This is a genomic window from Catenuloplanes indicus (assembly GCF_030813715.1).
In the GTDB taxonomy this organism is placed as follows: domain Bacteria; phylum Actinomycetota; class Actinomycetes; order Mycobacteriales; family Micromonosporaceae; genus Catenuloplanes; species Catenuloplanes indicus.
The window spans coordinates 5,719,111-5,732,013 of record NZ_JAUSUZ010000001.1; the positions used below are offsets into that span (position 1 = coordinate 5,719,111).

At 72.4% G+C, this 12,903-nt stretch carries 10 protein-coding genes; 5 read left to right on the top strand and 5 right to left on the bottom strand.

Annotated elements, in window-relative coordinates; all coding sequences use genetic code 11:
* Nucleotides 1–19: 19 nt before the first annotated feature.
* From J2S42_RS25880 to J2S42_RS25890, 3 genes are all read left to right on the top strand, one after another.
* A complete protein-coding gene (locus J2S42_RS25880; RefSeq protein ID WP_307243102.1) occupies nt 20–3,862 on the top strand; it encodes a hypothetical protein in 3,843 nt (1,280 codons plus the stop codon).
* A 255-nt stretch (nt 3,863–4,117) separates the two neighbouring features.
* The gene (locus J2S42_RS25885; RefSeq protein ID WP_307243104.1) at nt 4,118–4,996 is read left to right on the top strand and encodes a biotin--[acetyl-CoA-carboxylase] ligase; all 879 of its coding nucleotides are present in this window, start codon (nt 4,118–4,120) and stop codon (nt 4,994–4,996) included.
* A 117-nt stretch (nt 4,997–5,113) separates the two neighbouring features.
* On the top strand, nt 5,114–5,656 hold the full coding sequence (locus J2S42_RS25890) for a PH domain-containing protein (RefSeq protein ID WP_307243106.1): 543 nt from the start codon (nt 5,114–5,116) through the stop codon (nt 5,654–5,656).
* Here J2S42_RS25890 and J2S42_RS25895 read toward each other — a convergent pair.
* From J2S42_RS25895 to J2S42_RS25910, 4 genes are all read right to left on the bottom strand, one after another.
* On the bottom strand, nt 5,653–6,144 hold the full coding sequence (locus J2S42_RS25895) for a MaoC/PaaZ C-terminal domain-containing protein (RefSeq protein ID WP_307243107.1): 492 nt from the start codon (nt 6,142–6,144) through the stop codon (nt 5,653–5,655). The two genes, J2S42_RS25890 and J2S42_RS25895, sit on opposite strands and share 4 nt — an antisense overlap.
* Before the next feature lie 8 nt (nt 6,145–6,152).
* On the bottom strand, nt 6,153–6,791 hold the full coding sequence (locus tag J2S42_RS25900) for a GtrA family protein (protein WP_307243109.1): 639 nt from the start codon (nt 6,789–6,791) through the stop codon (nt 6,153–6,155).
* A gap of 70 nt (nt 6,792–6,861) precedes the next feature.
* On the bottom strand, nt 6,862–7,353 hold the full coding sequence (locus J2S42_RS25905) for a GtrA family protein (RefSeq protein ID WP_307243111.1): 492 nt from the start codon (nt 7,351–7,353) through the stop codon (nt 6,862–6,864).
* Nucleotides 7,354–7,366: 13 nt separating this feature from the next.
* Nucleotides 7,367–8,173 carry a sigma-70 family RNA polymerase sigma factor gene (locus J2S42_RS25910; RefSeq protein WP_307243113.1) on the bottom strand — a complete coding sequence of 269 codons (807 nt, stop codon included), beginning with the start codon at nt 8,171–8,173 and terminating at the stop codon, nt 7,367–7,369.
* A gap of 304 nt (nt 8,174–8,477) precedes the next feature.
* Between J2S42_RS25910 and J2S42_RS25915 the strand changes: the two genes are divergently transcribed.
* Nucleotides 8,478–10,268 (top strand): phosphoenolpyruvate carboxykinase (GTP), encoded by a 1,791-nt coding sequence (locus tag J2S42_RS25915; protein WP_307243115.1) that lies wholly within the window; start codon nt 8,478–8,480, stop codon nt 10,266–10,268.
* 164 nt (nt 10,269–10,432) lie between these two features.
* Nucleotides 10,433–11,203, top strand: coding sequence for an isoprenyl transferase (locus J2S42_RS25920; protein WP_307243117.1), 771 nt, complete (start codon nt 10,433–10,435; stop codon nt 11,201–11,203).
* Nucleotides 11,204–11,479: 276 nt separating this feature from the next.
* On the opposite strand, the gene J2S42_RS25925 is transcribed toward J2S42_RS25920, so the two are convergent.
* On the bottom strand, nt 11,480–12,742 hold the full coding sequence (locus J2S42_RS25925) for an IS4 family transposase (RefSeq protein ID WP_307243119.1): 1,263 nt from the start codon (nt 12,740–12,742) through the stop codon (nt 11,480–11,482).
* Nucleotides 12,743–12,903: the final 161 nt, after the last annotated feature.

Sequence of the window (12,903 nt, forward strand, 5' to 3'; positions counted from 1 at the left end):
TGACGATAGGGACCCCGCGGTGACGCACTACGGCGTCGCCCTCATCGCCGGCGGCCTGGCCGCTCTCATCGCGCTCAGCCTCGCGCTGCGCGCGGCGTCCCGTGCCGCGGCCCGTCGCCGCGAAGGGTTCGACGAGTCGCTCAGCGACGACGAACGGATCGAGCTGGCCCGCCGCGCCGCGCACATCCCGGCGCGTGAACTGCCGCACCTCGCCGCCGCCGAGGCCGCCCGCCGTGCCAACACCCCGGTCCGCCGGTCCCGCGGCAAGGTCGTCCACCCCCGCGCCGAACAGCGGCGCCGCATCACCGCACCGACCATCCTGATCCCGGTCGTCTCCGAGCTCACCCAGCTCCTCCCCGCGATCGGACGCCGCCCGCACGGACGGCACACGGCCTCCCGGCCGCGCACCACCAAACCCAGAGACCAGCAGCGGTACGACGTGACGCCGCCGCCCGCGACCCCGGAGCCCCCGCTGACGAACGCCTCGGACTTCGAGCCCGCCACCGGACCCGTCGACGGCCGCTGGGACGTGCGCTCCTATCCGGACACCGGCACGTATCCGGACACCGGCACGTACGGTCCCGGCTCCTACGCGGCCGCCGGTTACGGCGACGGCACGCCGGGCCTGCGGCCGGGTGCGCCGGGGAACGACCCCGGTCCGGCCGCGTCCCGTCCCTCGTCGTCGGCGGCGGTGCCGGGCGGGGCGGATGAGCCGGAGGCCGCGGCCGGGGTGCGGCCGGGAGCGCCGCAGGGCCGGTCCGGTGCCGATGCGGTCGCCCGGCCGGTGCGCCCGCGGCCCGCGCCGCGTTCGGCGCCGGACGCGGCGACGCTGTCCTACTGGCCGGATGCCGCGGGCACGGGCGAGGACTCCGGCGCGTTCGCGGCCGTCCGCCCGGTGTCCGGTGCGCACGACGCCGCACCGGAGCGCTACGACGCGGCGCGCGGTTACGAGACGCCCCGCGGACACCAGGCTTCGGTCGGCCACCGTGCGCCGAGCGGTTACGGGACCACGGGCTCCTATGAGGAGCCCGCCGGCTACGACACCTCCGGTGGTTACCGGACGCCGGGAAACCCTGACGTCTCCGGTGGGCCCGAGGCGTCCGCTGAATACCGGCTGGGGATTCCCGGCGGATCCGGTGGCTACCGAGCGCCCGGCAACACCGGCTTCTCGGGTGGACCGGACGCGTCCGGAGGTCATGGAATGCCCAATGGGGTGCAGGCCTCCGCTGGTTACCGGATGCCGGCGAACCATGACGTCCCCGGCGGACACACCGTCCCGGGTAGCAGCCGGCCCTGGCCGGGCGAGGGACAGCCGGAGGAACACGGCACGCGGCCGGGCTGGCCGGCGGGCACGCCGGAGCCGGCCTACGACACCGACGCGTACGGATTCACCGGCTCGCCGGACGCGACCGGAACCGCCGCCGGATACGGCGAGACACCGGCACGCCGCGATCAGCAGCCCGGCGCGACCGCTGAGCGATACGACGCCGAGGCCTCGAACGGCTACGGCGAGGCCCGGACCGACGCCGCCACGGACCGCTTCGACGAGTACGGCACCACCGCGCCCACGGATCGCCACTATGGACCGGACTACGGTGACCCCTACGGCACCGCGCGGCCGGAGCGCGGCGTTCCGGTCCGGGACGACGGCTACGACGGCAGCTACCGCCAGGCCGGCGCTGATGCCGGCCGGGCCGGCTACCAGCGCGGCACGCCCGCCGGGGCCGCATACCGCGACGCGGGCGAGACCGGTGCGGCTCTCCGGCACGCGACCGGCCCGGCCGGGTACGGCCACGGCACGAACGGCGCGGACCGGAACGGCGACTACGAGGCCGCCACGCGCGTAGATCGTGGCCAGGGCCGCTCGGCCCGCGCGGCCGGTGCGGGCACGAACGACGCCGGCACGAGCGCCGCCGGTGCCGGTGGCTTCGGCAGCCCCGGCGATCCTGAGGGGTTCGACCGCCTCGGCGGTGACCGCAGCTCTGGCGGCAGCGGCGCCGGTGGCTTCGACGACGACAGTGGCGCCGGCGGTTTCCCTGGTGGTGGCGGTGCCGATGGGTTCGGCGATGGAGCCCGCACCGGTGGGCTCGACGGTGACACCGGCGCCGACGGTTTCGGGGACGGTACCCGCGCAGGCGGTGTCGGTGGTGACAGCGGCGTCCATGGCACCCACGGTGGTTTCGCCGGTGACGCCGGTCCCGGCCGGCGGAACGGGTTCGGTGGCGAGTCGGCTGACGCCGCCGGAGCCGGTCATCCAGCGGCCGGCGGCCGGCGGCACGGCGGCTACGGTGCCGGGTTCGCGGAGGCGGCGACCGCGGTGCGGCCGCCGGCGACCTGGGACGCGCCGGATCACCGATCCGGTGGTGGGGGCCGGCGGGCCGCCGGCGGGTTCGACGCCGCCGTGGACCGCAACGACTTCGCGGAGCACACCCGTCGTCAGCGCGCGGCCGTCACCCGCTCGCCGGGCCACGACGCCACTCCTGCCTGGGACGCGAGTACCCAGCGCAACAACCGGATGCCACGCACCGCTGCCGCTGTCATGGACCCACTGGTGAGCGGCGATCCGACGGCCGCACGGGGACAGGCCGGCGGCCGATCCCGGCGCACCGGCCGCGAGCTCGCGCAGGACCGGACCACCACGTCCGCCACGCAGTTCGGCGCAACCGGCGATCCGGCCGCACGCCGGGACACGACGGCGGGGTGGGACTTCACCAACGCACGCGAGGTCACCCCGCTCGCACCGCCGAACCCCACCAGGTCCGGCCGCCGCGACACGAACGCCGTGCGGAACACGACCGACCCGGTCGCGAGCCGCGAGCCGGTCGAGACGACCACGTCCGCCGGCATCACCGCGGGCCGGACACCAGCCGGGCGTGACGTCGCGCCGAACCGCGATGCGGCGGGGAATCCTGATCTGGCGCTGGGCCGCGATCTGCCGCCGAACCGCGAGCCGGCAGCGAACCGCGACTTCCCGGCGAACCGCGAGCTTGCGCCGAACCGCGACCTGACAGCGAACCGCGACTACGCGGCGAACAGCGACCTCGCGGCGAGCCGTGACGTGACGGCGTGGGACCCTGCCGCGACCCAGGCTACGGCTAAGGGCGGAGACCCGGCCCCCGGCCGGGACTCGGCAGCCATGCGTGGCTACCCGGAGACGCGAACCGGCTCCACCGGCTGGGCCGGTGCGGAAGCCCGGATCGGTCCCGACGGCCGGGCCGGCTCCACCGGCTGGGCCGGTGCCGAGCGCCGGACCGGTTCCGCGGGCTGGGCCGGTGCCGAGCGCCGGACCGGCTCCGACGGATGGGCCGCTTACGAGGGCCGGACAGACTCGCCTGGAGCGGCCGACCGCGCCAGCGCCCCGAACCGCAACCTCTCCGGTCGTGGCGCGGGGCCGGGCCAGAACCGGGATCTCGCGAGTCGCGGCCCGGTGCCGGGCCAGGCCGGTGCACGCGACGGCGAACCGTACCCGGCACGGCCCGAGAGCCGGACGGACCTGCCCGGCACCACCCGCTCCCCGCAGCCGGCTCCGGCCGGCCGGCGGCAGGCCGGAGCACCGCCCGCAACCCGGCGGACCGGCGCGGCCGCACCACCGGCCGAGGCCGCGGAGAGCGCCCCCAGCCGGGCCGGCCGCAAGGGCTTCGCGAACCTCGGCGATCTGGCCGAACTGGCGAGGATCGCCGCGCTCGCCGAGCGCTCCGGATCCCGCGACAGCCGCCCGCGCGACCTGCCGACGCGGCAGAGCGTCTCGCTGAGCCTGCCCCGCCCAGCCGCAGCCGCGGTCGCGGCGCACCTGCCGGAATACACACCCAGCGCGCCGACCCCCCGCTCGACCATCTACTCCAGCCGCCACGCGGCCGGCTGACCCGGCCCTCCGGCCGTAAGGGCGCCCCGGCTGACCGGCCCGGTCGTCCGGGCTACCTGGCGGCGGCTGACCGGCCTGGTTCGCCGGCCGCTGGCCCGGCCCGGTCGTCCGGCTGCATGGCTGCGGCTGGCCGGCGGGCCTGGTGGTCTGGCCGCCGCACCGCCGGCCACCGGCCACCACTTTCAATATTGAGCCCGGTGAGCAGAGCGATGCGGGTGCGCACGCCGGCCGGGAGGGGCGCCGTAGGCTGGGCGGATGTCGTTCGCCGCGGGCGGGAGCCCGTTCTCGGATCTGGGCCGGCCGCCGTTGAACGAGCGGGCGCTGCGCCGGGCGCTGCTGACGCCGGGTGCGCTGTGGCGGCGGCTGGAGGTGCGGGCCGAGACCGGCTCGACGAACGCGGACGTGGCCGCCGCGGCGCGGGACGACGAGCCGGAGGGGCTGATCGTCGTCGCCGAGCGGCAGGTCGCCGGGCGCGGGCGGCTCGGCCGTACCTGGGAGTCACCGGCCCGCGCGGGACTGTCGCTGAGCGTGTTGCTGCGGCCCAACGTGCCGGACGAGGCGCGCGGCTGGGCGGCGGTGCCGACGGCCGCGTACGGCTGGCTGCCGTTGCTCGCCGGGGTGGCGCTGTGCGCGAGCGTGCACCGGGTGACCGGCCTGGACGCCTCGCTCAAGTGGCCGAACGACCTGCTCGTCCCGGTCGGTGCCGGCGAGGGGAAGACGGCCGGGATCCTGGCCGAGGGCGTGTCCGGCGCGGTGGTGATGGGCGTCGGGCTGAACGTGAGCCTGCGCGCGGACGAGCTGCCCGACCGGCCCACCGGCCCGCCGGCCACCTCGCTGGTGCTGGCCGGTGCACCGGACGCGGACCGGGAGCCGCTGCTCAAGGCGTTCCTGCGGAGCTTCGCGGACTGGTACGCGCGCTGGCGCGAGGCCGGCGGCGACGCGGCGGCGAGCGGGCTGCGGGAGGCCTACCGGGACAGCTGCGGCACGATCGGCAAGCGGGTGCGGGTGCTGCTGCCGGACGGGTCCGAGGTGTCCGGCTTCGTGACCGGGGTGGACGACGACGCGCGCCTGCTGGTCCGCACCCCGGCCGGGGACCGCCCGCTGGCCGCCGGGGACGTCGTGCACCTGCGCTGACCGCGCGCTCGGCGTCCGTACCGTGGATGGGCTGGTTTTCGGACGATCGTGACCCTGCGTCGGAGGCCTGGTACGCACGCGCTACCGTGCTGCGCACATTCCCTAGAGGAGGAACCCGTGGCCTTTCCGGAGGACGTGCTCACCAGTGACGAGCACGTCGTGTTGCACCTGCGCCCGCACTGGAAGGCGCTGATCGGGCCGGTGACCGTCACCGTGCTCGCGGTCGCGGCCGTCGGCGCGAGCTTCCTGCTGCCCGAGGGCTGGATGATCGGCCAGCTGGCGATCGTCGTGGCCGCGGTCGTGCTGGCCGGCTGGCTGGCGCTGTGGCCGTTCCTGGTCTGGCGCAACACGAACTACGTCTTCACGAACGAGCGGGTGATGCTGCAGAAGGGCGTACTCAACCGCGACCGGCGGGACATCCCGCTGTCCCGGGTGAACGACCACTCGATGACGCAGCGCTTCGTCGAGCGGCTGCTCGGTTCCGGCACGCTGACCATCGAGTCGGCCGGGGAGCGCGGCCAGTCGGTGCTGGTCGACATCCCGCGCATCGAGCAGGTCCAGACCACGCTGTACGAGCTGGTCGAGGCGGACCGGGACAAGCACACGCTCGGCGACGACGAGCTGCGGGACGCGCTGAAGGCGCCGGGGAATCCGGCCTAGCCGGCCGGTCTCCGCAGGAACCAGCCCCGGAACCGGAGGCGGAGCACGTCCTCCTCCGGGTATCCGGCCGCGTCGAGGCGGCTCATCGTGCCCTCGAGCGTGACGGTGCCGAGGCCGGGACGGGCGTCGGACGGCCGGCGGCCGAGCACCTCGAGCCGGGTGCCGAGCCGGTCGCCGCCGCGGACCGGAGCGAGCCAGCGCAGCTCCTCGATGCCCGGCGAGGCGTCGGCGGCGGCGTGCTGGAGCAGGTGCTCGACGTACGCGCGCATGAACAGGCTCGCGGTGAACCAGCCGCTCGCGATCAGGCCCCGGTACGGGCTGCGGGCGGCCAGGTCGCCGTCGACGTGGTACCACTGCGGGTCGAACCGCTCCGCGAACGTGATCATCTCGATTTCGTCGACGGCCGTCACCCCGAGGTCGAACACCAGCCCCGGGGTGAGGTCCTCGAAGAACACGTCCGCCGGCTCACCCGTGCCGGACCGGATCACGGCCCCGGTCAGGACGTCGGGTTCGGAACCGGGGTGCTGCTATCCGCGGTCCGCTGCTGAGGAGCGACCGCGGCGACGCCGTTTGGGCGGCCCTCGGCGCTCCCGTCGGCGTCCTGGTGAGTCGAGTGCTCGGCCAGTTCCGCGGTGAGGTCGAGGTCGGCCATCGCGTGCGGGTCGATGTCCTCGATGTGCAGGTGATCGACCTTGCCGGCCGGCACCCGGCGGAACACGAACGTGCGGTACGACCAGAACCGGAACAGCGTGCCGAAGACCTGGCCGCCGAACTTGGCGATGTTGAGCGCCAGCACGGTGTGCAGGCCCAGACCGTACTTGAAACCGGCCAGCACGCCGAGCTCGATGCCGAGCGCGACGCCGTTGAAGAAGAAGAACAGCACGTACTCACGGCGCATGCTCGACTTCGGGCGGTCACGATAGGTCCAGTGCCGGTTCATCAGGTACGACGTGGTGGTCGCGATGACCGTCGCGATGATGTTCGCCTTCAGCTCTCCGCCGCGCATCACGGTCAGGATGAGGATGTTGAAGATGGCGAAGTTGATTCCGAAGTTGACGCCGCCGACGATGCCGAACTTGGCCGCCTCGCGGATCAGCTTCTGCCACCGTTCCGGCAGCAGACGGAGAAGACGCATTCGGCCACCTTACGACAGGTTGTCGGATGTGAGCGTGGGACCGGTCGGTAGCAAATTCATTGCGGCGTCCTTAGTCACGTTCCGTACTTTCCGCAGGTACGGGCGGTGGCGTCGAGGCTGGTGCCGCAGCGACGAAGACGAACGTCCGGTACGACCAGAACCGGACGAGCGTGCCCAGTGCGGTACCCAGGAACTGGGCAGAGATGTAGTCCGCGGCCTCGGTCTGAAATACCGGCCAGATCGAACCGAGCCCATAGTGGGTCAGCGCGAGTGTGCCGAGCGCCACACCGATTCCGACCAGGTTGAAGAAGAAGTAGAGCCCGTACTCGCGGGCGAGGCCGGACCGCTCCCGGTGCCGCCAGGTCCAGAAGCGGTTGCCGAAGAACGCCAGCGTGGCGGCGATCGATGCGGCGATCGCCTTGGCGGTGAGCGTCTCCATCCCGAGGCCCTGCAGGCAGAACGCGTAGATCGCGAAGTCGACCACGAACGCGATGCCGCCCACCACGCCGAACTTGCCGATCTCCTGGACGAGGTGACCGAAGCGAGCCCACAGCTTGTGCATCCGGACAGGGTACTCAGGTGTGCGCGTGCCGCACGCGGACCCGGCATCGACCGCCGTTGACCTCACTCAGTTCGCCCACCCGCAGTGCACACTGCCGGCAGCGGGCCAGGTGGCGGCCCACCTTGGTGCGTTCCCGCGCGGAGAGCCGGGCGCGCAGGTATCCGCCGAGCCGGTCGCTGGTCCACCGGCAGTCCGCGGATGCCGCGCCGGCCAGGTGCTCGCGCAGGTAGCCCTGGCGCAGCCCCTCCCGCGCGCGGTGGGCGAGCACCGCGGCCGCGTTCGGCGTCAGGCCGAGCAGTGGCGCGACCTGGCTGGGCGTGGCGCCCTCCACCTCGGTGCGCCACAGCACCTCCCGCCAGCGGGCCGGCAGCTTGCGGAACGCGCGAGCCGCGTACGCCTGCTCCAGTGCGGCCAGCGTCGGGTCCGGGAACGGCTCGCTCACGTCGTACCGGGTCAGGTCGTCGGTGAACTGGAGCCGCCGGTCCCGGCGGACGCGGTGGTAGCAGACGTGCCGCAGCGTGGTGCTCAGGTAGGCGCGGAACGCGAGCTGTGGGCCCTGCCCGGCGCGCAGCTTCGCGAGCACCTTGGCGAACGTCTCGGCGACCAGGTCCTCGACGTCGGCCGGGTCGCGGACCAGCGTGCGGGCCAGCGCGCGGGCCGCGTCCGAATGGCGCTCCCAGAGCGTGCCGTAGGCGTCCGGGTCGCCGGCGCGGACCGCGTCGAGCAGCGCCGCGTCCTCGACCGCGGAGTCCAGCGACTCCAGGCCGAGCGAGGGCTCGGCCGGTTTGGACGGTGAGTCGGAAGAGTGATCAGTGCCCATTGCTTGCCTCCTGATGACGGGGGTTGGGGAGGTACGCCTGGGATGTCGGATGACTCCGAGCTTATGGCAAAAAGTCCGGATTGTGCAGACCCGGTCTCTCCCCGAAAGTTCTTGCGCGCATCTGCGCGCCCGGCCGTAGGAACCACCGTGAAAGTGCATCCGCACCGTTGTTTGTGCACTTCTTCACGAAGATGACGCGCTGAACTGACTTACGCTGTGGAGAACTCCCGTGCCGGACCCCAGGCGTGCCTACGCCCGGTCTCCGTGCACGCGAACGGTCAGCGTCGACCTAAGGAGATCAGTGATGTCAGCCCCCACCGACCACCGAGACCTGCTGACCTGGGTCCGCCAGGTCGCCGACCTCACCCGGCCCGACCGCGTCGTCTGGTGCGACGGGTCCGACGAGGAGTACCGCCGGCTCACCGACGAGCTGGTCGGCACGGGCACGCTGGTCCGGCTCAATCCGGAACACCGTCCCGCGTCGTTCTGGGCGTGCACCGACCCGACCGACGTGGCCCGGGTCGAGGAGCGTACGTTCATCTGCTCGGCCGACGAGGCCGACGCCGGCCCCACCAACAACTGGGTCGCGCCGGACGAGATGAAGCGCGCGATGACGGAGCTGTACCGCGGCGCTATGCGTGGTCGTGCCATGTACGTGATCCCTTTTTGTATGGGTCCCTTGGACGCCGAGGATCCCAAATTCGGGGTCGAAATCACGGACAGCGCGTACGTCGTGGCCTCCATGCGCATCATGACGCGCATGGGCGGCGCGGTGCTGGCGGCGATGGGGACGGACGCGCAGTACGTCCGCGCGCTGCACTCGGTCGGCATGCCGCTCGAGCCAGGCGAGGCGGACGTGCCGTGGCCGTGCAGCCGGACGAAGTACATCTCGCACTTCCCGGAGAGCCTGGAGATCTGGTCGTACGGCTCCGGCTACGGCGGCAACTCGCTGCTGGGCAAGAAGTGCTACGCGCTGCGGATCGCCAGCGTACTCGCCCGCGACGAGGGCTGGCTGGCCGAGCACATGCTGATCATCAAGGTGACCTCGCCGGCGGGCCAGGTGCGGCACATCGCCGGCGCGTTCCCGTCCGCCTGCGGCAAGACCAACCTGGCCATGCTCGACCCGGTGCTGCCCGGCTGGAAGGTCGAGACGATCGGCGACGACATCGCCTGGATGCGGTTCGGGCCGGACGGCCGGCTCTACGCGGTCAACCCGGAGTTCGGGCTGTTCGGCGTGGCACCCGGCACGGACTGGACCACGAACGCGAACGCGATGCGCACGCTCGCACGCGGCAACGCGATCTTCACGAACGTCGCGCGCACGGACGACGGCGACGTCTGGTGGGAGGGGATGGGCGAGCCGCCGGCACACCTCACGTCCTGGACGGGCGAGCCCTGGATGCCGTCGGCCGGCGAGCCGTCGTCGCATCCGAACAGCCGGTTCTGCGTGCCGATCGGGCAGTGCCCGACGCTGGCCGCGGAGTACGACGACCCGCGGGGCGTGCCGATCGACGCGATCCTGTTCGGCGGCCGGCGCAGGACCACGGTGCCGCTGGTCGCGGAGGCGCGGGACTGGACGCACGGCGTCTACCTCGGTGCCACGCTGTCGTCCGAGACGACCGCGGCCGCGGCCGGGGCGGTCGGCGTGGTGCGCCGCGACCCGATGGCGATGCTGCCGTTCATCGGCTACCACGCGGGCGACTACCTCAACCACTGGATCTCGCTCGGCAAGTCGGCGCCGGACACGGTGCTGCCGAAGATCTTCTACGTGAACTGGTTCCGCCGGGACGACGACGGCGGCTTCCTGTGGCCCGGCTTCGGGGAGAACATCCGGGTGCTCAAGTGGATCATCGAGCGGCTGGACGGGCGGGGCGCCGCGGTGGAGAGCCCGATCGGGCTGGTCCCACCCGCGTCCGCGATCGACCTCAGCGGGCTGTCGCTGCCACCGGGAGCGCTGGAGGCCGCGCTCGCGGTCGACCCGGACGAGTGGCGCGCGGAACTCCCGCTGATCACGGAGTGGTTCGAGCGGTTCGGCGGCAAGCTGCCGGCCGCGCTCTGGGCGGAGCTGGACGCGCTCAAGGCCCGCCTGGGCTGATCCGGCGTGTCACCCGGGGGACGTCCGACCATCCGGGCGTCCCCCATGTGGCCGGATTGTGACGTTTTTAGATTATCCCTAATCCTGACAAATCCGGTTAATCTCGCGCTCCGACGGCCGTCTGGCCCTGGCGCCGCTTGCCACGATGGCTAGGCTGCGTGGTGATGAATCTGCGGGACCTTGTCTACAGCGCCTACGAGCGGCGGCTGACCAGCAAACTGGTCGGCAAGCCGGTGCCCCGGCACGTGGGCGTGATCGTCGACGGCAACCGCCGGTGGGCCAGGGAAATGGGTTTCATCGACCCGAACGACGGCCACCGCGTCGGCGCCGAGCGCATCAAGCACCTGCTCGACTGGTGCGACCAGGCCGGCATCGCGCACGTCACGCTCTACCTGCTGGCCACCGACAACCTGCGGCGCCCCGCCAAGGAACTCGACCCGCTGCTGCGCATCATCGAGGTCCTCGGCACCGAGCTCGCCGAGGACGGCAACCCGTGGCGCCTGCGCATGGTCGGCGCGCTCGACCTGCTCCCGGCCGACACCGCCGCCGCGCTCAAGGCCGCCCAGGAGAAGACCCGCACCCGCTCCGGCGGCGTCGAGGTCAACTTCGCGGTCGGCTACGGCGGCCGCCGGGAGATCGCCGACGCGGTCCGCTCCCTGCTCTCCGAGCACGCCCGGGCCGGCGGCACGATCGAGGAACTGGTCGAGGTCCTCGACGTCGACCACATCGCCGAACACCTCTACACCAAGGGCCAGCCCGACCCGGACCTCATCATCCGCACCAGCGGCGAGCAGCGCCTCTCCGGCTTCCTGCTCTGGCAGTCGGCCCAGTCCGAGTTCTACTTCTGCGACGCCAACTGGCCGGAGTTCCGCCGCACCGATTTCCTCCGCGCCCTCCGCGCCTACGGCGACCGCCAACGGCGCTTCGGCGCCTGAACCCTTTCTTCCTCCCGCTTCCGGCCGCTCATTCGCCGCATGCTCCCGCGGGCACCGGTTCAATGCCACTTAGCTTATTTTGATCTTGATGGTGGGTGGAGGCGGATGGTGGCGGGGCCGGTGTGTCGGGTGCTGGCGGGTTCGTCGCGTCGTTTGGGCCGGTACATGTTGCGGCGGCAGCGTTTGACGGCGCGGGGGCAGGTGCGGTGGCGTCGGGTGGGGTTGAGTTCCCGGGTGATGTGGGTCCAGATGGTGGGTAGCTGGGTGGTCCAGTCCTCAGGGGGAAATGGCCGCTGAGCCGGTGGCTGAGCGGCGGACGAGGCGCAGGGTGTCGGTGAAGCTGATCCGGTCGGGGTCGATCGCGGCGGCGTCGGCGGCGGCGGTGATCAGGACGGTGAGTGCGTGCTGGACGAGCAGCCAGGCCCAAATTTCCTGGTGGACGAGGTCGGGCAGTTTCGAGCGCAGGATCCGGCCGGGCCCGCGGAGGTGGGTTTTGAGCTGGTCGTTGGCGGTTTCGTGTTCCCATCGCAGGTGGTATGCCTCGGCGAGTTCGTCCGGGCCGGCCTGGGCGGGGTCGGTGATGGTGGTGGCCAGGGTGATCAGCTCACCGGTGCCGTTACCGGCCCGGTCCGGGACGTCGTACTCGACGACCCGGACCAGGTGGGCGGCGGGCAGGCCACGGTCGTTGATCGCGTCGTCGCAGGTGTCCAGGGTCCCGCCGGCCGCGGCGGCCAGGATCCGGTCCCGGCGGCCACCGCGGATCGTCTTGTCCATCAACACGGTCAGATAGGTGCCGTCGCCGAGGATCTCGATCACCGGGAGCCTGATCCCGGCCTGGATCCGCCACAGCAGGTCCGCGCCGGTCGCCTGCGCCCGGTCCCACGCCGTAAACGAGTAGAAGGCACGGTCGGCGGTCAGCAGTTCCCCGCGTCGCAGCCGCGAATACAACGGCATGGCCAGGGTCTGTTCGGCGACCGCATACGCGCCGACCTCCGCCGCCAGGAACGCGTGTGTCCCGCACTCGGTCAACGCCACGACCCGGGCTTTCGGGAACGCCGACGGGCCACCACCGGTCCGGGAGTACCCGAACTCGGCCGCGTTCTCCATCGTGTCCGGCACGTCCACGTCGAACCCGTCGATGGCAAGGACCCGCCGGTCCCGCAACCACGCACCTGACGTGACCGGTGACGCGACCGGCCGGGCGACCCGCTCGAACACCTCCGCCAGCACATCCCGGCCCAGCCGCTTCCTGGCCTGAGAAATCCCACCCGGCGTCGGCGCCAACCAGCCCGCATCCCAGCACCCGAACCGGTCCAGTCCACCGGTCACCTTCTTCGCGACCTCGGCATAGTCATCATCCGCGAACAGCCACAACCCCATCGTCAGATACGCCGTCACATGCGGCGGCAACTTCCCATCCGACCGTTTCGCACCCACACCGCACTGCGCCACCGCCCCATCAACCGCATCCCGCGGCACCGCCGTCACCAGCACACCGACCGACACCTGATCCGGCCGCACCCCCACACCCGACACCACACCATCGAAGCAGACAAAGCCACCAGACCACCCACCAGGCAACCAAGATCAAAATAAGCTAAGTGGCATTGGGCACCGGTTGTCGCCGGCGCTCCGCCCTGCCAGTCCCGCGTCCGCTGCAGATCCGACACACCTTGCCCAGCCAGGTGCGGCTTTCCGGC

Coding starts and splice junctions, on each gene's coding strand:
- J2S42_RS25905 (WP_307243111.1), bottom strand. CDS start 7,353: ATGCACAAGCTGTGGGCTCGCTTCGGTCACCTCGTCCAGGAGATCGGC.
- J2S42_RS25920 (WP_307243117.1), top strand. CDS start 10,433: ATGAATCTGCGGGACCTTGTCTACAGCGCCTACGAGCGGCGGCTGACC.
- J2S42_RS25915 (WP_307243115.1), top strand. CDS start 8,478: ATGTCAGCCCCCACCGACCACCGAGACCTGCTGACCTGGGTCCGCCAG.
- J2S42_RS25885 (WP_307243104.1), top strand. CDS start 4,118: ATGTCGTTCGCCGCGGGCGGGAGCCCGTTCTCGGATCTGGGCCGGCCG.
- J2S42_RS25910 (WP_307243113.1), bottom strand. CDS start 8,173: ATGGGCACTGATCACTCTTCCGACTCACCGTCCAAACCGGCCGAGCCC.
- J2S42_RS25900 (WP_307243109.1), bottom strand. CDS start 6,791: ATGCGTCTTCTCCGTCTGCTGCCGGAACGGTGGCAGAAGCTGATCCGC.